The organism is Brucella haematophila, assembly GCF_005938105.1.
Lineage (GTDB): Bacteria > Pseudomonadota > Alphaproteobacteria > Rhizobiales > Rhizobiaceae > Brucella > Brucella haematophila.
Map to the genome: position 1 here is coordinate 280,576 of NZ_VCPE01000006.1, position 21,342 is coordinate 301,917.

Sequence of the window (21,342 nt, forward strand, 5' to 3'; positions counted from 1 at the left end):
GGGATTGAGGCAATGGCATTACAGAAATTCAATGCTGTTTCAGGCGAAGCCGGAACACTGCCGGATTTTCGGCCCGAAACCGCGCATATGCAAGGTGGTGTCGAACGCGCCGTCAAGCTGCACCATCAGGCGCGCCCGCCATCCCTTAGAAACCCAGATTACTTGATCTGGTCTTCCTTGTAGTAACCGCTGTCGATCAGAACCTGTTTCCAGTTCGACTTGTCGACGATGACCGGCTTCAGAAGATAGGCCGGTACGACCTTGACGCCATTGTTATAGGTCTTGGTATCGTTGACTTCCGGTTCCTTGCCGCTCATCAGCGCGTCGACCATATCGACGGTGACCTTGGCCAGTTCGCGGGTGTCCTTGAAGATCGTCGCGGTCTGTTCACCGGCGAGGATCGACTTGACCGAAGGCACTTCGGCGTCCTGACCGGAAACGACCGGCATCGGCATGTCGCCGCTGCCATAGCCGACGCCCTTCAGCGAAGACAGGATACCGATGGAGATGCCGTCATAAGGCGACAGAACTGCATCGACGCGCTTGTCCGAATAGAAGGCGGACAGGATGGAGTCCATGCGGGCCTGAGCCGTCGCACCGTCCCAACGCAGCGTTGCAACCTTGTCCATGCCGGTCTGGCCGCTGGCAACGACAACCTTGCCGCTGTCGATGTAAGGCTGGAATACGGACATGGCGCCGTTGTAGAAGAAGTAGGCGTTGTTATCGTCGGGCGAGCCGCCGAAGAGTTCGATATTGAACGGGCCCGGCTTGTTCTTGAGGTCCAGCGCCGTTTCAATCGACTGCGCCTGAAGCACGCCGACCTGGAAATTGTCGAAGGTCGCATAGTAATCGACATTCGGCGTATCGCGGATCAGGCGGTCATAAGCGATGACCTTGATGCCTGCTTCATGCGCCTTGGCCAGCACGTCGGACAGCGTGGTGCCGTCGATGGACGCAACAACGAGAACCTTGGCGCCCTTGGTCACCATGTTTTCAATCTGCGCCAGCTGGTTCGGCACATCGTCTTCAGCATATTGAAGATCGGTCTGATAGCCGCGTTCCTTCAGAACCTTGACCATGTTGTCGCCATCCGCGATCCAGCGTGCCGACGACTTCGTCGGCATAGCGACTGCCACAAGACCTTTGTCTTCGGCGCGGGCGATGCCCGTGAAGGCAAGCGCGGCCATCGCGACTGCCAGGGTTAGAGTTTTCATGCCTGCCATTGTTACACTCCCAAAAATTGGGACAGACTTCTCCGCGAAGCCTGCCGTTCTCCCAAACTCCCGCTCCCCGCCCAAATAGTTGGCCAGCAGTTTGCGGAATGCCTCCAAGACCATTTCCGAACGAGGGTTTAAACCCTAATCGAAAATGCCTAAACCCAAACAAATTGCGTGCCTCCTTCAGCCCGCAATTGCCTCCCATGCCGCGACCGCGCGTTTGGCGCGCTCACGCACATCGGCCACCGTGAAACCAGCCTTGTAAAGGCTCGATCCGAGGCCAAAACAACTCACCCCTGCCGCGACATAGGTTGCGAAATCGCTTTCCGATACGCCACCCACGGCGCCAAACGGAATATCCTTCGGCAGGACGGCGGAAACCGCCTTGATCCCGTCTGCGCCCAGCACACTGGCGGGAAAGAATTTCAACGCCGATGCCCCTGCACGGATCGCCGCAAAGGCTTCCGTCGGCGTGAACACACCCGGCATCGTCACCATGCCATGGCCACCCGCACGGCGAATGACTTCCGGCTCGACATTGGGGCTGACCATCAGCCTGCCGCCAACATCGTTCAGCCGGTCTACATCCTCGACACTCAGCACTGTGCCTGCACCGATCAGCACATTGGCAGGCGCGAGCTTCGCAGCTTTGCCAATCGACACGAATGGATCGGGCGAATTGAGCGGGATCTCGATGGCTTCAAAGCCCGTCTCGATCAGGGCTTCAACGATTGCTTCGGTTTCCTCCGGACGAATGCCGCGCAGGATCGCGACCAGCGGATAACGCAGTTTCGGCCATGCAACACGCGCGCTCATTGGGCACCTCCCGCAAAGGCGTGCTTTGCCGCCATGAACAGGCCGTCCCGCACCAGTTCGTCCGCCTCGACGCGCTTGACCGTCAGCCCGGCAATTTCAAGCGCGCTTGCATAGAGCCCGCCCATCATACCGTCCGAGAGCAGCAGCACCTGCTGCGGCTTGCCGTATAGCGTGCGCCCGCCTGCAACTTCCAGCCCGATCAACAGGCCGGAAAGCCGCGCCAGCTGGTCGGTCGGCTTGCGGTCGTGCACAAGCCAGCCCGCGCGAACCGAGAACAGCGCATTGGCGATCAGTTCCGGCGTTTCGAGCGAGGCTTTGACGCCAGCCGCAAAAGCCGCTCCAGCCGGGTCGACTTCGCCAGCGCCTTCCAGCGCACCAGCCAGCACCGACTTGTCTTTCAAAAGCGCGAACAATTCGCCCGTCATGAAGGTCCGGTAATCAGCAAGACCGCCATCGGCAATCCGCACCCATTTGGCATGGGTGCCGGGCATGACGACAACGGCGTCATGCGTGCCCCCATGCACCAGACCGAGCAGCTTGGTTTCCTCACCGCGCATGACATCCGGTGCCGCCTCATCCCGCCGCGCAACGCCCGGCAGCATGATGACGTGGCGGCGCGCAGGTACGCGCACCGCAGCCTTCACTATGCCGTCCAGCCCGGCAGGCAGGCTCATATAGGGCGCTTCGATCCAGCCGGTCCGCGAACCGGCCATGCCGCAAATCACCACCGGCAGATCGGCAGGCGCACCGAGCGTAGCCAGATGCCGTTCGAGCGTCGGCTCGAAACCGGCTTCCTTTGCCCGCAGCAAACCGTCATCGCCCCGGCTTTCACCCAGCACGGCACCGTCCGCATCCAGCGTCCAGAGCCGCAACCGGGTGGTGCCCCAGTCGGCGACAGCAGCAAACGGCTTTTTATCAACAGCCATCCGGAAAAGCCTTAGTGGTTGTCACGCGGCAGGCCGCGCGTATGCGCGATATCCTGATACTTGATCGCGTTTTCGAGAACCGCGCCGGTTTCCATCTGGCCGACAACGGCACGCTGGATTTCCTGCCAAGGCGTCTGGCTTTCTGGATATTTGAAGCCGCCAGCGGCTTCCAGAGCCTTGTGACGCTCCGCCAGTTCCTCATTCGAAATCAGAATATCAGCCGTGCCGCGACCAAGATCGATGCGCACGCGGTCGCCAGTCTTGAGAATGGCCAGACCGCCGCCAGCGGCAGCTTCCGGCGAGGCGTTGAGGATCGACGGCGAACCCGACGTGCCCGACTGGCGACCGTCGCCAATGCATGGCAGCGAGCTGATGCCTTTCTTCAGCAGATAATCCGGTGCGCGCATATTGACCACTTCCGCCGCACCCGGATAGCCAATAGGGCCAGCGCCGCGCATGAACAGAACCGTATGCTCGTCGATTTCCAGCGACGGATCGTCGATGCGATGATGGTAATCTTCCGGTCCGTCGAACACGACCGCCTTGCCTTCAAAGGCATTCGGATCCTTGCTGTCGGAAAGGTAGCGATTGCGGAACTCATCCGAAATAACGCTGAGCTTCATGATCGCCGACGAGAACAGATTGCCGCGCAGCACGCGGAAACCGGCATGCTTCTTCAGCGGCTGATCGTAAGTCTTGATGACATTGCTGTCTTCAATGGTGGCGTTCTTGCAGTTTTCGCCAATGGTCTTGCCGTTGACGGTCAGTGCATCCTCGTTGATGAGGCCCTGCCCCATCAGCTGATTGACGACGGCTGGCACACCACCGGCATGGTAATAATCTTCACCGAGATATTCACCCGCTGGCTGGAGATTGACCAGAAGCGGGATTTCCTCGCCGTATTTCTGCCAGTCGTCCACGGTCAGCTCCACGCCGACATGGCGGGCGAGCGCGTTCAGATGGATCGGCGCATTGGTCGAACCGCCGATGGCTGAATTGACGCGGATGGCGTTGACGAAAGCATCCTTGGTCAGAACGTCCGAAGGCTTGAGGTCTTCATAGACCATCTCGACGATACGGCGGCCCGTCAGATAGGCCACTTCCTGACGATCACGATACGGTGCTGGAATAGCGGCGGAACCCGGAAGCTGCATGCCCAGCGCTTCAGCAAGCGAGTTCATCGTGGTTGCCGTGCCCATCGTGTTGCAATAACCCGTCGACGGAGCCGAAGAAGCAACAAGCTTCACAAAGCCCTGATAGTCGATCTCGCCCTTGGCCAGAAGTTCGCGCGCCTTCCAGACGATGGTGCCCGAACCCGTGCGCTCGCCACGGAACCAGCCGTTGAGCATCGGGCCAACCGAAAGCGCGATCGCCGGAATATTGACGGTTGCAGCAGCCATAAGGCAGGCAGGCGTGGTCTTGTCGCAGCCAATCGTCAGCACGACGCCGTCGAGCGGATAGCCGTAAAGCACTTCCACGAGGCCGAGATAAGCAAGGTTGCGGTCCAGACCGGCGGTCGGACGCTTGCCGGTTTCCTGAATCGGATGAACCGGGAATTCGATGACGATACCGCCTGCCTCACGCACGCCTTCGCGGACGCGATTAGCCAGTTCCAGATGGTGACGGTTGCAGGGCGACAGGTCCGAACCCGTCTGCGCGATGCCGATGATCGGACGGCCCGACTGCAATTCTTCCTGGCTCAGGCCATAATTCATGTAGCGCTCGAGATAGAGCGCCGTCATGTCGACATTGTCAGGATTGTCGAACCATGCGCGCGAGCGGAACTTTGGCGTTTTCGGAGTGACGGGCTTGTTCATGTCTTTGTCCTGCTGGGTAAGAGGCCGCGAACGTCCTCATTTCCTAATCTTCGAAAGCTTCAACCGCGTGCCGCTTTCCAAACAGGAAGGCGTCGGCGACGTGGGTCAGCGGAGCGAGATCGACATCCGAACGCCCCTCACCGATCAATTGCACAAAATGCTTGTAAAGGCGCTGATATTCGCGGTCCGGCTCGGCCATTTTTTCCGCACCTGCTATGGTCAGGCGGCTGCCGCCATGGCTGAGCAGAAGCGTGCCCTTGTCGGTTTCAACACGAATGTCCCAGGTCTGTGGTCCGGTCTGACGCCAATCGAGTTCAAACGAAACCGGAATACCGCTTTCCGTCTGGAATTGAAGGTCAGCCGCAATCGGCGCGGCGCGATTTTCCGGGAAATAGAGGTCCGACTGCGTGAGAAAGAAGCGTTCCGGCAGAATATGCGTCACGATGGAAAGCGCATTGATGCCCGGATCGAACACGCCAAGCCCGCCCGGCTCCCATATCCATTGCTGGCCGGGATGCCAATGGCGCACATCTTCCTTCCACGCGACTGCTACCGACCGGATCACCGCGTCTTTCAGAAAATCGCGGGCCGGTTCCACTGCGGCGGCTTCGCGCGAATGCCAGGTGGCATAAAGCGTCAACCCTTCCGCCTTGGCCAGACGGTCCAGCGCCTGCACTTCGGAAATGGTCGCGCCCGGAGGCTTTTCCAGCATCACATGCTTGCGGGCCTTCAGCGCGGCATAGGCCTGCGCGAAACGCCCCTGCGGCGGGGTGCATAGCGACACGGCGTCGATGGCCACACCGGATGCCAACAGCTGGTCGATATCCGTGAAAGACGGCACGCTATCCAGCCCGGCATTGCGGCTGGCGACAGCGGCCAGCGCAATACCATCCACCGCCTCGATGGACGGCAGATGCTGGTCGCGCGCGATCTTGCCAAGACCGACAATTGCTAAAGCGATGTTGGACGAAGCTGGCATCTTGTTACTCACAATGCGCTGACGGCGACTTTCTCCGCCGCAGCCTGTGCCTTTGTCGCCTCGGCGAGCTTGTTGACCAGCGGATAACGGAACGGCTTGGCCGAAATCTCGAACTGGTCGCCGGTTTGTGTCTTCACACCTTCCGAGAAGGACAGGGTCGCCGTGCCGAAGAAATGCACGTGAATATCGCCCGGGCGGCGGAACAGCTCGTATTTGAAATGATGGTGTTCCAGATTGGCGATGGTGTGCGACATGTTCGCTTCACCCGACAGGAACGGCTTTTCGAAGATCATCTCATCGCCGCGACGAATGCGCGAAACACCTTCCACATGATCCGGCAGCGCGCCGACATAAAGCTCCGGTCCAAGCGATGCCTGACGCAACTTGGAATGAGCGAGCCAGAGATAATTCTGCTTTTCGGTCACATGATCGGAAAATTCATTGGCAAGGCAGAAGCCAAGACGATGCGGCTGACCATCCGGCCCGATCAGATAGATGCCTGCAAGCTCCGGCTCTTCACCGCCATCTTCAGCGAAGGAAGGCGAAACCAGTTCGCCGCCGGTCGCGACCAGCGCGGAACCATCACCCTTGTAGAACCATTCCGGCTGAACACCGGTTTCGCCGGGCTTCGGCTTGCCGCCTTCGACGCCCATCAGGAACATGCGCATCGAATCGGTCGGCTTTTCGGCAGCCTGCGCAGCCTTGTGCATCTTGTCGCGACCATCGGCGGAACCGAGATGCGTGAGGCCGGTGCCTGCAACGATCAGATGAGCCGGATCGGAATGGGTGATCGGCAGGCCGACGCGACCCGCAGCCAGCGCAGCGTCGATATCGACGGCTTCGCCCTTGCCATTGCGCTCCACCTGCTCTGCAAGGCTGATGCCCGCACCAATTGCCGCCCAGGCCAGTTCATAGATCGTCGAAGCACCATTGACGACATGCGCCGCACCATCATCCCCGCATGCAGCCACACGCGTTTCACCGCCCGCATCGCGGAACTGTACCAGACGTAACATTGAACCTCCCTAACCGCGAAGAGATCGCGGGCACTCCATACCGGCCGATTAAACGCATGCTAACGCTTTGCGGCAGCTTCTATTATTAATATGACTATTTTGCCAAGACCTGCTTTGTCAAGCAAGCTGAACTGCCCCATGCACAGTCTGATATGTGACAACGCTGCCACCCGGATTCAACCAACTGATTTTATTACACTAATGTTAAAAATGCCTGTTTGTCGCAGCCAAAATTCATTGCGATCCAGCGAAAGGCGCTTGCCATAAAGTAATATTATATGCTTCATAAACAGGAAGGCCGGGAGGGCCTTTTTATTGGGAGGAACAATCATGAAACGCAGTATCGCCGCCCTGTCGGCTGTTTTTTCGTTCGCCTTGATTTCAAGCGTGTCGGCGGCGTCGCTGACGGTCGGCTTCTCGCAGATCGGCTCTGAATCAGGCTGGCGCGCCGCAGAAACGGCCCTGACCAAGCAGGAAGCTGAAAAGCGCGGATATACGCTGAAATTCGCCGACGCCCAGCAAAAGCAGGAAAACCAGATCAAGGCCGTGCGTGGCTTCATCGCACAGGGCGTGGATGCGATCCTGATCGCACCGGTCGTCTCGACCGGCTGGGACGCCGTCCTGAAGGAAGCCAAGGAAGCTGAAATTCCGGTCGTTCTGCTCGACCGCCAGATCGATTCCCCGGAAGATCTCTATCTCACCGCCGTGACCTCCGATCAGGTCCATGAAGGCAAGGTTGCCGGTGAGTGGCTTGTGAAGGACGTGGGCGACAAGTCCTGCAATGTGGTCGAACTTCAGGGCACGACCGGTTCTTCGCCTGCGATCAACCGCAAAAAGGGCTTTGAAGAAGCGATCAAGGGTCACGACAACATCAAGATTTCCCGTTCGCAGACTGGCGACTTCACCCGCACCAAGGGCAAGGAAGTCATGGAAAGCTTCATCAAGGCTGAAGGCGGCGGCAAGAACATCTGCGCTGTCTATGCCCATAATGACGACATGGCCGTCGGCGCCATTCAGGCCATCAAGGAAGCCGGTCTGAAGCCGGGCACCGACATCAAGATCGTGTCGATCGATTCCGTGCCGGATATCTTCCAGGCCATGGCCAATGGCGAAGCCAATGCGACCGTGGAACTGACGCCGAACATGGCCGGTCCGGCTTTCGATGCGATTGAAGCCTTCAAGGCCAAGGGCACTGTTCCGCCGAAGTGGATTCAGACGGAATCCAAGCTTTACACGCAGGCTGACGATCCGAAGGCCGTATACGAAGCCAAGAAGGGCCTCGGCTACTAATCTTCGTGTCATTCGGGCCGCCAGTTTTCGGCGGCCCGGGTTTCCCTTCGGCCCGTTTTGGCCAAGGGTATCGTTGCAATTCGCAAACGGAAGACTGCCATGACTCGCCCTGAAACAGGCGCTCAACAGGCGTCGGTTATACCGCTTCTCGAAGCGCGCTCTATCACCAAATCCTTTCTGGGCGTCACCGCACTTGACCATGTCGATTTCGCGCTCAACCGCGGCGAAATCCATGCCTTGCTCGGTGAAAACGGCGCGGGCAAATCCACACTCATCAAGATATTGACCGGCGCCTATCATGGCTTTGACGGCTCGATCCTTCTTGACGGAGAGCCCATTGCGCCCGCTTCCGTGGCGGAGGCGCAGACGCTCGGCATCGGCACCGTCTATCAGGAAGTGAACCTGCTGGAGAACCTCACCGTCGCCGAAAACCTGTTTCTCGGTCGCCAGCCGCGTCGTTTCGGTTTTGTCGATCGTCGGCGCATGGAAAAGGACGCAACCACCCTTCTCGCGCGCTACGGTCTCGGCATCGATGTCAGCGCGCCGCTCTCGGCCTACTCCGTTGCCATACGCCAGATCATCGCGATTGCGCGCGCCGTCGATTTGTCGGGCAAGGTGCTTGTCCTTGACGAACCGACCGCCAGCCTTGATGCGCGCGAAGTCGAAATGCTGTTCACCGTGCTGCGCCAGTTGAAGGCCGAAGGGCTCGGCATCATCGTCATCACGCATTTTCTGGATCAGGTCTATGCGATTGCCGATTGCGCCACCGTGCTGCGCAACGGTCGTCTGGTCGGCAGCCGCAACCTGTCGGAACTGCCGCGCACCGACCTGATTTCCATGATGCTCGGCCACCAGTTGCAGGAAACCGTGCGCCGCCAGCTGACCGAAGAGGTCAGCGACGACACGGTCGCGCCCATCCGCTTTTCCGGCTATGGCAAGAAAGGCAGCGTTGCCCCGTTCGATCTCGCCATCAAGCCCGGCGAAGCTGTCGGCATTGCCGGGCTGCTGGGTTCGGGTCGCACCGAAACCGCCCTTCTCATGTTTGGCGTCGATGAAGCCGATAGCGGCCAGCTCACGGTCGATGGCAAGGAGATAAAGCTTCCCTCGCCCGTCGCGGCCATTTCCGAGCGCTTCGCCTTCTGCCCGGAAGAACGCAAGACAGACGGCATCATCGGTGATTTTTCAGTGGCCGAAAATATCGCGCTGGCCGTGCAGGGCAAACGCGGCTGGTCAAAGCCGCTGTCCTCGCGTGAAAAGGCGGCACTGGCCGACCGCTATATCAAGGCGCTCGATATCCGGCCGCCCGATCCGCACAAGCCGATCAAGTTTCTGTCCGGCGGCAACCAGCAAAAGGCCATTCTGGCGCGCTGGCTCGCCACCGATCCCCGCCTTCTGATCCTCGATGAACCGACACGTGGCATCGACATCGGGGCGCACGCGGAAATTCTCAAGCTGATCGGCGAACTCTGCGCACAAGGCATGGCGCTTGTCATCATCTCGTCCGAATTCGAAGAACTGGCCGCCGTCGCCAATCGCGTGGTGGTTCTGTCGGACCGCCGCCACGTCGCGGAATTGCGGGGTGAAGAAATCACCGCCGACAATATCGTGCGTGCAATAGCAGAGACCGGCCCGAAAATCGCTTCTGCAAGCCAGAAGGAAGCCGCAGCATGATTGCCCGCATATCCAGAAAATTCAAAAGACTGGCGCCGCAGCTTGCAGCCCTCATTCTGATTCTTGCCGCGAATACCATTATCTCGCCTGGCTTTCTCGATGTTTCGTTCCAGAATGGTCGCCTTTATGGCAGCCTGATCGACATTCTGGTGCGTGCGGCACCTGTCGCCATTCTGGCCGTCGGCATGACGCTGGTAATCGCCACACGCGGCATCGACCTTTCCGTCGGCGCGGTCATGGCGATCAGTGGCGCTTTCGCCGCCTCGCTGATCGTCGCGGGCTATCCACTGGCTATCGTCATTCCGGCTGCTCTCGGCGTCGGTTTGCTCTGTGGCCTGTGGAACGGCTTTCTGGTCGCCGTCTTCGATATCCAGCCGATTATCGCGACCCTGATCCTCATGGTGGCGGGACGCGGCATCGCCCAGCTCATCACCGAAGGCGCAATCCTCACCTTCAACAATGACGCCTTCGCCGCGCTTGGTTCCGGCTCGTTTCTCGGCATACCCATTCCAGTGCTGATCTGGATTCTAGCCGGGCTGGTCGTCGGCATCGCTGTGCGCTCCAGCGCGCTCGGCTTCCTGATCGAGGCAACCGGCATCAATCGCCGCGCTGCCATGCTGGCGGGCGTCAAGGCACGCTTCCTGCTGTTCAGCGTCTATGCCGTTTCCGGCGTTGGCGCAGCGCTTGCAGGCTTGATCGCAACCGCCGACATTCGCGGTGCGGATGCCAACAATGCCGGGCTGTGGCTTGAACTCGATGCCATTCTGGCCGTTGTCATCGGTGGTACGTCACTCAATGGCGGACGCTTCTCGATCACCGCCTCGCTGCTCGGCGCGCTCATCATCCAGTCAATCAACACCGGCATTCTGATGGCGGGCTTCCCGCCGGAATTCAACCTCATCATCAAGGCAGGCATCATCATCGTGGTGCTCACCTTCCAGTCGGCGGCCATCGTCAACCTGATCGGTTTCCTGCGCTCGCAGCGCAAGGGTGGCGCCACCAATAGCACCCATCAGAACGCACAGCCCCGGCAAGAGGCCCGGCCTCAGCGAGGAGCAGGACAATGAGAATTCTTCGCAACCTGCCCTTTCTGACCACAGTGGCGATTTTCCTGATCGCCTATGCGATCTGCGCCGTGCAGTTCCCGAACATGCTGTCGACGCGGGTGATCGGCAATCTGTTGACCGACAATGCCTTTCTGGGCATCGCCGCCGTTGGCATGACCTTCGTGATCATTTCCGGCGGCATTGATCTCTCCGTCGGCTCAGTCATCGCCTTTACCAGCGTTTTCGTCGCGGTGCTCGTCGGCAAGCTCGGCGTGCATCCAATTGTGGCATTCGCGCTCGTTCTCGTCATCGCCGCTCTTTTTGGCGCATGGATGGGCATGATGATCCATTATCTCGGCATCCCGCCTTTTGTGGCGACGCTGGCCGGTATGTTCCTCGCGCGCGGCGCGGCCTTCCTGATCTCGACGGAATCGGTGCCGATCTCACACCCTTTCATCGACACGTTGCAGGGGCTCTATTTCCGGCTGCCGGGCGGTGGCAGGCTGACATTCATCGCCATGTTGATGCTGGCCGTGTTTATCGTTGGCGGCATTCTCGCCCACCGCACGCGCTTTGGCGCAAACATCTATGCGCTTGGCGGCAATCAGCAATCGGCGGAACTGATGGGCGTTCCCATCGGCCGCACGACCATCGGCATCTATACGATGTCGGGCGTGCTTTCCGGCCTCGCCGGTATCGTCTATACGCTCTATACCTCGTCCGGCTATTCGCTGGCGACGGTGGGCGTGGAGCTGGATGCCATCGCATCCGTGGTCATCGGCGGAACGCTTCTGACCGGCGGCGCGGGACTGGTGGCGGGAACATTTGTCGGCATTCTGATACAGGGGCTGATACAGACCTATATTGTTTTCGACGGCACGCTGTCTTCCTGGTGGACGAAAATCGCAATCGGTATATTGCTGTTCCTGTTCATCGCCCTGCAACGAGGACTGTTGTGGTTCTCCGACTTAAGACTGGCGCGGCAACGCATGAAGGAGGCCTGAATTGGGATTGCTGGAAACGGCCATAACCGGACGCAAGCGGCATAACAGCCACGCTGTCGTCGTGGGGGAACTCGGGCGCGGCATTGTCGCGGGCACCATTCCCGAAGGTTCGATCCTGCCCGGTGACAACGAATTGTCATTGCGCTTCGGCGTTTCCCGCACGGTCCTGCGCGAGGCGATGAAAACGCTTGCCGCCAAGCGCCTGATTGAACCCAAGGCCAAGGTTGGCACCCGTGTTCTGGGCCATGCCAGCTGGAACTTCTTCGACCCGGATGTTCTGACATGGCGCTTTGAAGCGGGCTTCGATGAAGTCTTTGTCGACCACCTAGCCGAAATGCGCATGGCGCTCGAACCGGCTGCCGCAGCCGCCGCAGCCGAACGCGCCACCAGCGACGAAATCGTCGAACTCTATGCGCTCGCCGCCAAGTTCGATAATCCGCAGCACACGCCGGAAACCATCGCCAAGGTCGACCTGGAATTCCATCTCGCGGTTGCGCGCATGTCGGGCAATCCGTTCATGCGTTCGGTCAGCGGGCTGATCGAGGCAGCACTTGCCGTTTCGTTCCAGCTTTCCTCACCTGCCGCATCGCGCGAAGGCATAGCCGAATGTGCGGCCAATCACCTGCGCATTGCCCATGCCATCGCTTCCCGCGATCCGCAAAAGGCCCGCGCAGCGATGGAAAGCGTCATCAAGCTCGGTGTGGAGCGCATTCGCAACGTCATCTGACGCAAAGCGGATGAAAATCAGGCGGAATTTGAAAGAATTCCGCCACGTCCTATAACTAGTGTGGGCTTAGTTATTCGCCGGAAAGAAATCGGATTCCTTCCGCCCACTTCATATGAGGTGCAGCCGCACCTTACTCACGACAGGGTTTTTCATGTCTTATCTTGCCGCTTCCGACCGCTACGACAAGGCCAATTTCCGCCGTGTCGGGCGCAGTGGTCTCGTCCTGCCTGCCATTTCGCTTGGCCTCTGGCACAATTTCGGCGACGGGATTCCGCTCGACCGTCAGAAGGCGATGCTGTTCAAGGCCTTCGATCTTGGCATCACCCATTTCGATCTTGCCAATAATTACGGCCCGCCTCCCGGCTCGGCAGAACGCAATTTCGGCCAGATCCTGAAAAGCGACCTTGGCCGTTATCGTGACGAGCTGATCATCTCCAGCAAGGCTGGCTGGGAAATGTGGCCCGGCCCTTATGGGCGTGGCGGCGGCTCGCGCAAGGCAATCCTTGCGAGCCTCGACCAGAGCCTGTCACGTCTCGGCCTCGACTATGTGGATATTTTCTATTCGCACCGTTTCGATGCCAATACGCCGCTGGAAGAAACAGCTGGCGCGCTGGCCAGCGCCGTCGAACAGGGCAAGGCGCTTTATGTCGGCATTTCATCCTATTCGGCAGGCAAGACGCGCGAAATCGCCAAGATTCTGGCCGCGCGCAACGTGCCGCTTCTGATCCACCAGCCGTCTTACAATCTGTTCAACCGCTGGATCGAAAAGGATCTGCTGTCGGCGACCGACGATGTCGGCACCGGTGTCATTGCCTTTACGCCGCTGGCGCAGGGCTTGCTGACCAATCGCTACCTCAACGGTATTCCGGCGGATGCGCGCATCAACCAGCCGGGCAACAAATCGCTGCGCCCGGTGCATCTGAGCTACGACAATATTGAGCGCGCCCGCAGCCTCAACGAGATCGCCAAGAAGCGCGGGCAGAGCCTCGCCCAGATGGCGCTGGCCTGGGTGCTGCGCGATCCGCGCGTAACCTCGGCGCTGATCGGCGCAAGCTCGCCGGAACAGATCGTTGAAAACGTCAAGGCGCTGGACAATCTCTCCTTCTCGGCAGACGAGCTGAAAGAGATCGACAAATATGCGGTCGAAGGCGGCGTGAACCTTTGGGAAAAGCCTGCCAACGACGAAGCGGTGTGATCACCCACCATTCAAAGAAAAGCCCGGTTGTAACCGGGCTTTTTTGTTATTCGACCTTCAGGTCAAAAGCGGGATTGCTGCGCAGCGTATTGCTGACGGTGCAGATTTCTTCGGCCAGTTCGGCGATGTGTCGCTTCTCTTCGGCTGAAAGATCACCATCGAAGTGAAATGCGATATGGAACCGCTCGATGCTTGACGGGCTTTCATGTGTCTTGTCGCCCTTAACCTCAACACGAACATCGGCCAGCTTTTCGCGCAAACCAAGCTTGCCTGCAGCGATGCGTGCGCTCAGCGCCATGCAGGCGGCGACCGATGCATAGATCAGATCAAGCGGGTTAAAACCCGGCTGGCTCACACTGGTCACAAGCTCGACCTTGCCGCCCGTTGGCGTGGTGATCACCGGCAACTGGCCTTCCGGCATTTCGGCAACCGCACCCGTCTCGCGGGTTCTGACCTTGAGCTCGCTCATGACTTTCCTCGTTCAGCCGGAGACTTTCAGATAGTCGACAGCCCGCGCCAGCCAGCAACTGACCGAAGCCGCGATAATATCGCCCTTGTCATTGCGACGGAAGACCAGCTTCCATTCGCCCGGCGACGGCGCATCCATGGAACGCTGCACCGGCATGAGCCAGACATCGGCACCCACGGCATAAAGCGGATACATGTCGCTTTTGCCCAGAAAACCTTCAAACGCGCCGTAGATCGCGCCGCCTTCGGCCACCAGAGCTAAGTCTGCGCCAAGCTCTTCATTGCGGAAACGCCCAACAATGTCGCGCTTGGCCTCGCCCGTCACACGGCTCATGGTGAGAAACAGGTTTTCATCGGCGCGCGCGAGATGGATCGTATCGCCCTCGCGGCGGATCGAGGTCATGGAGGACCGCGCCTCGTCCTTGCTCACCACATCCATTACTTCCGGACCGGTGCCGAAACGCGCTTTCATCCGACCGCGCCCGGCATCCTCAAGGCTGAGCACCAGACCGGTTTCCGCGTCGAGCCACGACCCGAACCAGCCCGCATCGGCTTCGACCCGTTCCGGTTCCGGCGATGGCACACCGAGCGCAAGCTTCATCAGCTTGGCCGCGAGATCAGAAGCGCCGCCTTCAAAATTGAACATGGCAATGGTGGAAATCCGCTCATCGGCGCAATGCCAGCGCTGGCAGCGCCAACCGCGCAACGCGCCACCATGGCCGGTGAGCCGCTTGCCGCCCACTTCCTCAAATTTGAGGCCGAAGCCATAAGGCGCTGCTGCGCCATCGCTGAAAACCTGCGGCCCGCTCAATCGGCGATAAAGGCCGGTCTCGTCATCGCGCGTTGCGTCGATGAACTGTTCCCAGGCGATCATGTCGTCCAGCGAGGCGCAAATGCCCGCATCGCCCATCCAGTGGATGCGGTTGGTGGCAGGCAGGAAGCCGCGCACCGTATCGCCTTCATAGCCGGTGCATTCAGTGAATTGCGCCGTATCGGTGATCTGTTCCGCCGTCTTCATGCCAGCCGGTTTGAAAATCCGCTCCGACAGAAGATCGACCAGTGAGCGGCCCGTATGGCTCTCAATCAAATCCGCCAGAATGCGGAAATTGCCATTGCAGTAGGAATAATGACTGCCCGGCGCAAAATGCGTTGTCTTCAGGCGTTTCAGCAGCGATTGTGCATGTTCCGCCAGAAACACACCTTCCGGGTCGCCGCCGCAAAGCACCGTCAACGCCCAGTAATCGCGCAGGCCCGACTGGTTGTTGCACAGGGTGCGCAGGCTCGGGCGCTCATCCTCGAAACCGGCGAGATAGGCGGCCAGCGCATCGTCCAGCACTTCCGGCTCGCCGACGCTGTCGAGAAGCACGCCGCAGGTAAACTGCTTGCTGACCGAGCAGATCGGCATCCGCGTTTGCGCCGTCATCGGCTGACGCGCGCGCAGATCGGCAAAACCCCAGGCATGACTGAGGACGACTGCGCCGTCCTTGACGACGGCGACGACACCGCCGGGGCCTTTATAGTTCTGCGGGATGGTGTCGACGAAAGCGCGAAGGGCGGGAAGATCAAGATGCGGCATGATGGGTCTCGGACGACTCGGATGAAAATCAACAGCCGTCACGAGGCATCATTTCAGCCGATCAATCAAGGCCATAGCCGCATGGGGATTATGCGCCTTATAGCCGCTGATAACATAGAGATAGACATCGCGCGCCACGCCGTCATCCACGGCAGGTTCGATGGTGCGCAAACCGCCTGGAGCCTTTCCGGCGGCAATCGCCTTGGCCCTTGTCGCCCATTGGTCGAGTTCGGCTTCGCTATAGCCGAGCGGCTCGCCTTCCCTGGTGCCCATGATCCGCAGATAAGCGAAAGGGGCTGCCAGATCTGCAAATTGCGGAAAGGCGCTGTCACCGGCAATGACGGCTGCAACACCATATTCCCGCAACAGCGCGGTAAAATCGGGCGAATTGAAACTGTCGTGGCGCACTTCCACCGCATGGCGCAGGTCGCGTCCGTCAAGGCGCTTTGGCAAAAGCTTGAGAAAGGCTTCGAAATCCACCGGATCGAATTTCTTCGTTCCCATGAACTGCCAGTTAACGACGCCAAGCTTCTCCTTCAGCTCCATCACGCCGCCGGTCAGAAAGCGCTCAATGCTTTCGCCAGCTTCGGCCAGCACGCGGCGATTGGTCGAAAAACGTGGCGCTTTCAGCGAAAAGACAAAGCCGTCTGGCGTTTCGTCATGCCACTTGGCAAAGGTCGTCGGCTTTTGCGGGCCGTAATAGGTGGAATTGATCTCGATCGAGGTCAGCTTGCTCGACGCATATTCCAGCTGGCGCTTCTTCGCGAGCTTCTCCGGATAAAAGCTCTCGTCCCACGGCTCGAATGCCCAGCCGCCAATGCCGACACGAATTTTGCCAGAGTTTGCTTGCGCCATCTTGTCCTCCCGACATGAGATCATCTGTTTTGCTCATCATGTTTAGTCTGTATTCACGCCGGGGGCTATGCTGTTATGCATATGTTTGACCGGGAGGGGCCGAACAATATCAACTGCGTGTGGTGCATACCAAAGGGCCCTACGGTTCGCCCCGCCATCCAAAGAAGAGACGAACAATCGTCCGAGATTTGAGAGTGAGGAAATGCATCAGATGACCAGCAAACCCAATACGCGTACCGGGGGCCAGATATTGGTGGACGCGTTGCGCATTCACGGCGTGGACCGTGTTTTCTGCGTTCCCGGAGAAAGCTATCTCGCCGCGCTCGACGCTTTTCACGACGTACCGGATGAAATCGATCTAATCGTCTGCCGTCAGGAAGGCGGCGCGGCCTATATGGCTGACGCCCATGGCAAACTGACCGGTAAGCCCGGCATCTGTTTCGTCACGCGCGGACCGGGCGCGACCAACGCCTCCGTCGGCGTACACACCGCTTTTCAGGATTCGACGCCGATGCTCCTGTTCATCGGTCAGGTGGCCAGCGACCAGGTGGAGCGCGAAGCCTTTCAGGAAGTCGATTACCGCCGCATGTTCGGCCAGATGGCCAAATGGGTCGTGCAGATCGACGATGCCGCCCGCATTCCGGAGCTGGTCAGTCAGGCCTTTCATCGCGCCGTCAACGGACGCCCCGGCCCGGTTGTGATCGCCCTGCCGGAAGATATGCTGACATCTTATGCCGCTGTCAGCGATGCCCCGGCCTATAAAAAGGTCGAGATGCATCCGGGTCAGGACCAGTTGCAGGACATGGTGCAACTGATCGAAAAGGCCGAACGCCCGCTGATGATCGTCGGCGGTGGCGGCTGGGATCAGGACGCGGTGCGCGACCTGCGCACATTTGCCGAAAACATGCATCTGCCGGTGGCTGCTTCCTTCCGCTGTCAGGACATGTTCGACAACACCCATCCGCTTTATGCGGGCGAAATGGGCACGTCGATCAGCCCGAAGCTGGCGCAACGCGTGCGCGACAGCGACCTTCTCGTGGTCGTCGGCGCGCGGCTTGGCGAAATGACCACGCAGGGTTATGAGCTTGTCAGCATTCCGGTGCCGCAACAGAAGCTCATCCACATCCATCCGGGTGCCGAAGAACTGGGCCGTGTCTATCACGCCGATCTGCCGATCAATGCCAGCATGCCGGCTTTCGCCCGCGCTGCATCGAAGCTTGCCCCCATTGCCGCGCCACGCAGCAAGGCATGGGCGGAAACGGCCAATGCCGATTATCGCGATAATATGAAAACGCCGGTCATACCGGGCGCGGTGCAGATGGGCGAGATCATGGAATGGCTACGCGCGCATCTGCCAGCTGATTCCATCATCACCAATGGCGCTGGCAACTATTCCGCCTGGCCGCATCGCTTTTACCAGTACCGCACCTATCGCAGCCAATTGGCGCCCACCAACGGCTCCATGGGCTATGGCGTCCCGGCTGCGGTATCGGCCAAGCTTGCCGCACCGGAGCGGACCGTTGTGGCCTTTGCCGGTGACGGCTGCTTCCTGATGAACGGTCAGGAACTGGCGACCGCCACGCAATATAATGCCAAGGCGATTTTCGTGGTGGTCAATAATGGCATGTACGGAACCATCCGCATGCATCAGGAGCGAACCTATCCGGGTCGCGTTTCCGGCACGGGCCTTGCCAATCCGGATTTCGCCGCTCTTGCACGCGCCTATGGCCTGCATGGCGAAACGGTCGAAGCGACAGCCGATTTTGCAGCCGCTTTCGAGCGCTGCGAACAATCCGGCAAGCCTGCCTTGATCGAAATCCGCATCGACCCGGAAGCGCTTTCACCGAAAATGTCGCTCAGCCAGATGCGGGAACAAGGCCTCGCCAAGCAGAAGTAATCCAAAGCCCCGGTTCGTCCGGGGCTTTTCATGACACGATCCATCCAAGAGCCTGAATCAAAAAGCGGCATGTGTGTGCGAAAATGGTGATTTTCGAGTACCGGAGCGGAGCGTACTTTTGGGTACGTGAGCACCGGAATGCAGAAAATTGCCATTTGCAGCCCCACAGGGCGACTTTTGGAACAGGCTCTACAACTTTCGTCTCACTGGTAAACATTCCAGCTGGACTCCGCTTTAAAAGCCCCGCATACCCACTTTACGTTGCGTAAAGTGGAGGGGGACCATGAACACGCTTAGTCTATCCATTATTTTGTTTGGTTGCATCGCGCTCGCCGTGGCGTGTTTTATCGCCTTTACCGGCGTCAATCTCTGACGTCAGGGCCTCGCCAATCACGGCTGCAAAAGGCTTTCGCCCAGAAAATCGCTTGAGAATTCCCGCACGGCGCGAACCATGAAATCGCTGATGACGCGGATACGCGGCGCTGCCATGACATCGACATGGCAGCTCATCCAGTATTCGCGCACCAGATGCATATCGCGGGGCAGAACCGGTACCAGTTCAGGATGCTTGCTGGCGATAAAGAAGGGAAGCACACACAGGCCATAGCTGGTCTGTGTGGCGAGGAGTTGCGCGTGAATGCTGGAACTTTGATAGGTGCAGCGCTGGCCCGGCAGAATCTCGCGCATATAGTCCAACCCCGGCGTAAACACCATGTCCTCGATGTAGCCGATGAAGGGATGGCGGGCCAAATCCTCTTTGCTGCGGATTGGCGGATGGCGGGCCAGATAGTCGCGATGGCCATAGATGAACAGCCGGTAGGATGTGAGTTTGTCGCTGTGATATGGCCCGTTGCGCGGCATATGCAGCGTGATCGACAGTTCTGCCTCGCGGCGCGACAGCGACATGATTTGCTGGATCGTCACCACTTCCACGAACAGGCTCGGATAGGATTGCGCCAGCACCGGCAGGCGATCAGCCAGAAAGAAATTGCCGAAGCCTTCAAGCGTCGAAAGACGCACGACACCCGACAGCGCCGCCAGATTGCCGGTGGCCTCTGTCTGGAACTTCATGGCCTCGCGTTCCATAACTTCCGCAGGCTCGACCAGACGTTCCCCCATTGGCGTCAGCATATAACCACGCGGGTTGCGCTCGAATAATTTGGTCGCCAGCGCCTGCTCCAGCCGGTCGATGCGGCGCAGCACCGTCACATGGCTGGTGCGCAATTGCCGCGCTGCGGTTGAGAGCTGCCCGGTGCGCGCAACGGCCAGAAAATATTGCAGATCGTCCCATGTAAACTGCCGCATGCCTGGCTCCCAAAAGACTGCCTGCATTTCCTTCAAGGCATCTGTACATTTCTGAACAGACGCTGTTCAAAAATTGTTGTTCTTGTACGCATTTGTCAATGCTACCGTTCGAATTGAAAGCCCGAATGGAGGAACAGATCGGGCGGAAGCACAAAGATGATCGATCTGAGGAGGTCGGTCATCCTGCCTGGAAAAGGCCGCTTCACTGGAGGATACCGTTCGATTTTATCGAGGGGTTAAGGGAATTATTGGGAGGAGTATTTTATGAAGTGTCTTGCACTCGCAACGGCAGCACTGCTGGCTGCAACGGCCATATCTTCAGCAGCTGAAATTTCCGATGGTAAAGTCAAGATCGGCATTTTGAACGACCAGTCGGGCGTCTATGCCGATTTCGGTGGCAAATGGTCTTATGAGGCCGCCAAAATGGCTGCCGAGGATTTCGGTGGCAAGGTGCTCGATGCGCCGATTGAAATCATCACCGCCGACCATCAGAACAAGCCTGACGTCGCGTCGAACATCGCGCGCCAGTGGTACGACACCGAGCAGGTCGATTCCATCATGGAACTGACGACCTCGTCCGTCGGCCTTGCCGTGCAGGCGCTGTCGAAGGACAAGAAGAAGATCACCATCAATACGGGCGCAGCCACATCGGAACTGACCGGCAAGCAGTGCACGCCTTACGGGTTCCATTGGGCCTATGACACCCACGCGCTTGCAGTTGGCACCGGCGGTTCGCTCGTGCAGCAGGGCGGCGATACATGGTTCTTCCTGACCGCCGACTATGCCTTCGGCTATTCGCTGGAAGAACAGACCACGAAATTCGTGGAATCGAAGGGCGGCAAGGTACTGGGTTCCGTCCGCCATCCGCTGTCCACCACGGACTATTCCTCGTTCCTGTTGCAGGCGCAGTCTTCCGGCGCGAAGGTTGTCGGTCTCGCCAATGCGGGTCTCGATACCTCCAACGCGATCAAGCAGGCCGCAGAATTCGGCATTGTTGCAGGCGGACAGCGCCTCGCCGCCCTGCTCTTCACCCTGTCGGAAGTGCACGGTCTCGGCCTCGAAGCCGCACAGGGCCTGACCCTGACCGAAGGTTTCTACTGGGATCGCGATGATGAATCGCGCGCATTCGGCAAGCGCTTCTTCGACCGCACCGGCCGTATGCCGAACATGATTCAGGCAGGCACCTACTCCGCCGTCACGCAATATCTGAAGGCGATCAAGGAAGCGGGCACGGACGAAACCGAAGCCGTCGCCAAGAAGCTGCATGAAATGCCAGTTGAAGACGTCTTTGCCCGTCACGGCAAGGTCGGCCCCAACGGACGCATGATCTACGACATGTATCTGATGGAAGTGAAGAAGCCGGATGAAAGCAAGGCCCCTTGGGATTACTATAAGGTGCTGGCAACGATCCCCGGCGATCAGGCTTATATGAAGCCGGAAGAAAGCGGCTGTCCGTTGGTAAAGCAGTAAGAGGCTGATTGGATGGAAGCTTCGACTGTGAGAGATGCGGCTCTGCGTGAGGCAGGGCCGTCGGGTT

General features: G+C 59.1%; 19 protein-coding genes. 9 read left to right on the top strand and 10 right to left on the bottom strand.

Going from position 1 to position 21,342, the window contains the following annotated elements; translation table 11 throughout:
- Positions 1–12: 12 nt before the first annotated feature.
- On the top strand, positions 13–183 hold the full coding sequence (locus FGI60_RS26270; RefSeq protein WP_171058761.1) for a hypothetical protein: 171 nt from the start codon (positions 13–15) through the stop codon (positions 181–183).
- Here FGI60_RS26270 and chvE read toward each other — a convergent pair.
- The 6 genes from chvE to araD1 all read right to left on the bottom strand — a co-directional run bounded on the left by chvE (position 159) and on the right by araD1 (position 6,771).
- On the bottom strand, positions 159–1,223 hold the full coding sequence (gene chvE, locus FGI60_RS12415) for a multiple monosaccharide ABC transporter substrate-binding protein (RefSeq protein ID WP_138785432.1): 1,065 nt from the start codon (positions 1,221–1,223) through the stop codon (positions 159–161). The genes FGI60_RS26270 and chvE overlap by 25 nt on opposite strands.
- 177 nt (positions 1,224–1,400) lie before the next feature.
- On the bottom strand, positions 1,401–2,033 hold the full coding sequence (locus FGI60_RS12420) for a 2-dehydro-3-deoxy-6-phosphogalactonate aldolase (RefSeq protein WP_138785433.1): 633 nt from the start codon (positions 2,031–2,033) through the stop codon (positions 1,401–1,403).
- Entirely contained in the window at positions 2,030–2,959 is a 930-nt protein-coding gene (locus FGI60_RS12425; RefSeq protein WP_078338848.1) for a 2-dehydro-3-deoxygalactonokinase, read from the bottom strand. Before FGI60_RS12425 ends, FGI60_RS12420 begins: the two co-directional genes overlap by 4 nt.
- A gap of 11 nt (positions 2,960–2,970) precedes the next feature.
- Positions 2,971–4,776: an IlvD/Edd family dehydratase gene (locus FGI60_RS12430; RefSeq protein ID WP_138785434.1), complete on the bottom strand. Its 1,806-nt coding sequence runs from the start codon at positions 4,774–4,776 to the stop codon at positions 2,971–2,973.
- Between the two features lie 43 nt (positions 4,777–4,819).
- Complete coding sequence (locus tag FGI60_RS12435; RefSeq protein WP_138785435.1) at positions 4,820–5,755, bottom strand: Gfo/Idh/MocA family protein; 936 nt, start codon at positions 5,753–5,755, stop codon at positions 4,820–4,822.
- Between the two features lie 8 nt (positions 5,756–5,763).
- Positions 5,764–6,771 carry an AraD1 family protein gene (gene araD1, locus FGI60_RS12440; RefSeq protein ID WP_138785436.1) on the bottom strand — a complete coding sequence of 336 codons (1,008 nt, stop codon included), beginning with the start codon at positions 6,769–6,771 and terminating at the stop codon, positions 5,764–5,766.
- A 330-nt stretch (positions 6,772–7,101) separates the two neighbouring features.
- On the opposite strand from araD1, the gene ytfQ reads away from it, so the two are divergent.
- From ytfQ to mgrA, 6 genes are all read left to right on the top strand, one after another.
- Entirely contained in the window at positions 7,102–8,061 is a 960-nt protein-coding gene (gene ytfQ / locus FGI60_RS12445; protein WP_078338851.1) for a galactofuranose ABC transporter, galactofuranose-binding protein YtfQ, read from the top strand.
- A gap of 99 nt (positions 8,062–8,160) precedes the next feature.
- Entirely contained in the window at positions 8,161–9,732 is a 1,572-nt protein-coding gene (locus tag FGI60_RS12450; RefSeq protein WP_138785437.1) for a sugar ABC transporter ATP-binding protein, read from the top strand.
- A complete protein-coding gene (locus tag FGI60_RS12455; RefSeq protein WP_138785438.1) occupies positions 9,729–10,799 on the top strand; it encodes an ABC transporter permease in 1,071 nt (356 codons plus the stop codon). The genes FGI60_RS12450 and FGI60_RS12455 overlap by 4 nt, the downstream gene beginning before the upstream one ends.
- Complete coding sequence (gene yjfF, locus FGI60_RS12460; RefSeq protein WP_138785439.1) at positions 10,796–11,782, top strand: galactofuranose ABC transporter, permease protein YjfF; 987 nt, start codon at positions 10,796–10,798, stop codon at positions 11,780–11,782. The genes FGI60_RS12455 and yjfF overlap by 4 nt, the downstream gene beginning before the upstream one ends.
- A 1-nt stretch (position 11,783) precedes the next feature.
- Positions 11,784–12,509 (top strand): FadR/GntR family transcriptional regulator, encoded by a 726-nt coding sequence (locus FGI60_RS12465; protein ID WP_078338854.1) that lies wholly within the window; start codon positions 11,784–11,786, stop codon positions 12,507–12,509.
- Positions 12,510–12,660: 151 nt separating this feature from the next.
- Positions 12,661–13,704 carry an L-glyceraldehyde 3-phosphate reductase gene (mgrA, locus tag FGI60_RS12470; RefSeq protein ID WP_138785440.1) on the top strand — a complete coding sequence of 348 codons (1,044 nt, stop codon included), beginning with the start codon at positions 12,661–12,663 and terminating at the stop codon, positions 13,702–13,704.
- Between the two features lie 46 nt (positions 13,705–13,750).
- On the opposite strand, the gene FGI60_RS12475 is transcribed toward mgrA, so the two are convergent.
- Genes FGI60_RS12475 through FGI60_RS12485 form a run of 3 tightly spaced genes read right to left on the bottom strand, consistent with a single transcriptional unit; the run spans position 13,751 to position 16,603 of the window.
- On the bottom strand, positions 13,751–14,173 hold the full coding sequence (locus FGI60_RS12475) for an OsmC family protein (protein ID WP_138785441.1): 423 nt from the start codon (positions 14,171–14,173) through the stop codon (positions 13,751–13,753).
- A gap of 12 nt (positions 14,174–14,185) precedes the next feature.
- Entirely contained in the window at positions 14,186–15,748 is a 1,563-nt protein-coding gene (locus tag FGI60_RS12480; RefSeq protein WP_138785442.1) for a D-aminopeptidase, read from the bottom strand.
- 48 nt (positions 15,749–15,796) lie between these two features.
- Positions 15,797–16,603 carry a DUF72 domain-containing protein gene (locus tag FGI60_RS12485; RefSeq protein WP_138785443.1) on the bottom strand — a complete coding sequence of 269 codons (807 nt, stop codon included), beginning with the start codon at positions 16,601–16,603 and terminating at the stop codon, positions 15,797–15,799.
- Positions 16,604–16,814: 211 nt separating this feature from the next.
- Here FGI60_RS12485 and FGI60_RS12490 point away from each other — a divergent pair, with 211 nt between their 5' ends.
- Positions 16,815–18,500 (top strand): thiamine pyrophosphate-binding protein, encoded by a 1,686-nt coding sequence (locus tag FGI60_RS12490; protein ID WP_138785444.1) that lies wholly within the window; start codon positions 16,815–16,817, stop codon positions 18,498–18,500.
- 390 nt (positions 18,501–18,890) lie between these two features.
- Here the strand turns inward: FGI60_RS12490 and FGI60_RS12495 are convergent, their stop codons facing one another.
- Positions 18,891–19,805: a LysR family transcriptional regulator gene (locus tag FGI60_RS12495; protein WP_138785445.1), complete on the bottom strand. Its 915-nt coding sequence runs from the start codon at positions 19,803–19,805 to the stop codon at positions 18,891–18,893.
- Between the two features lie 264 nt (positions 19,806–20,069).
- On the opposite strand from FGI60_RS12495, the gene FGI60_RS12500 reads away from it, so the two are divergent.
- Positions 20,070–21,275 carry an ABC transporter substrate-binding protein gene (locus tag FGI60_RS12500; protein WP_138785446.1) on the top strand — a complete coding sequence of 402 codons (1,206 nt, stop codon included), beginning with the start codon at positions 20,070–20,072 and terminating at the stop codon, positions 21,273–21,275.
- Positions 21,276–21,342 lie beyond the last annotated feature (67 nt).

Coding starts and splice junctions, on each gene's coding strand:
- mgrA (WP_138785440.1), top strand. CDS start 12,661: ATGTCTTATCTTGCCGCTTCCGACCGCTACGACAAGGCCAATTTCCGC.
- FGI60_RS12425 (WP_078338848.1), bottom strand. CDS start 2,959: ATGGCTGTTGATAAAAAGCCGTTTGCTGCTGTCGCCGACTGGGGCACC.
- FGI60_RS12480 (WP_138785442.1), bottom strand. CDS start 15,748: ATGCCGCATCTTGATCTTCCCGCCCTTCGCGCTTTCGTCGACACCATC.
- yjfF (WP_138785439.1), top strand. CDS start 10,796: ATGAGAATTCTTCGCAACCTGCCCTTTCTGACCACAGTGGCGATTTTC.
- ytfQ (WP_078338851.1), top strand. CDS start 7,102: ATGAAACGCAGTATCGCCGCCCTGTCGGCTGTTTTTTCGTTCGCCTTG.
- araD1 (WP_138785436.1), bottom strand. CDS start 6,771: ATGTTACGTCTGGTACAGTTCCGCGATGCGGGCGGTGAAACGCGTGTG.
- FGI60_RS12430 (WP_138785434.1), bottom strand. CDS start 4,776: ATGAACAAGCCCGTCACTCCGAAAACGCCAAAGTTCCGCTCGCGCGCA.
- FGI60_RS12435 (WP_138785435.1), bottom strand. CDS start 5,755: ATGCCAGCTTCGTCCAACATCGCTTTAGCAATTGTCGGTCTTGGCAAG.
- FGI60_RS26270 (WP_171058761.1), top strand. CDS start 13: ATGGCATTACAGAAATTCAATGCTGTTTCAGGCGAAGCCGGAACACTG.
- FGI60_RS12490 (WP_138785444.1), top strand. CDS start 16,815: ATGACCAGCAAACCCAATACGCGTACCGGGGGCCAGATATTGGTGGAC.
- FGI60_RS12420 (WP_138785433.1), bottom strand. CDS start 2,033: ATGAGCGCGCGTGTTGCATGGCCGAAACTGCGTTATCCGCTGGTCGCG.
- FGI60_RS12450 (WP_138785437.1), top strand. CDS start 8,161: ATGACTCGCCCTGAAACAGGCGCTCAACAGGCGTCGGTTATACCGCTT.
- FGI60_RS12500 (WP_138785446.1), top strand. CDS start 20,070: ATGAAGTGTCTTGCACTCGCAACGGCAGCACTGCTGGCTGCAACGGCC.
- chvE (WP_138785432.1), bottom strand. CDS start 1,223: ATGGCAGGCATGAAAACTCTAACCCTGGCAGTCGCGATGGCCGCGCTT.
- FGI60_RS12495 (WP_138785445.1), bottom strand. CDS start 19,805: ATGCGGCAGTTTACATGGGACGATCTGCAATATTTTCTGGCCGTTGCG.
- FGI60_RS12475 (WP_138785441.1), bottom strand. CDS start 14,173: ATGAGCGAGCTCAAGGTCAGAACCCGCGAGACGGGTGCGGTTGCCGAA.
- FGI60_RS12485 (WP_138785443.1), bottom strand. CDS start 16,603: ATGGCGCAAGCAAACTCTGGCAAAATTCGTGTCGGCATTGGCGGCTGG.
- FGI60_RS12455 (WP_138785438.1), top strand. CDS start 9,729: ATGATTGCCCGCATATCCAGAAAATTCAAAAGACTGGCGCCGCAGCTT.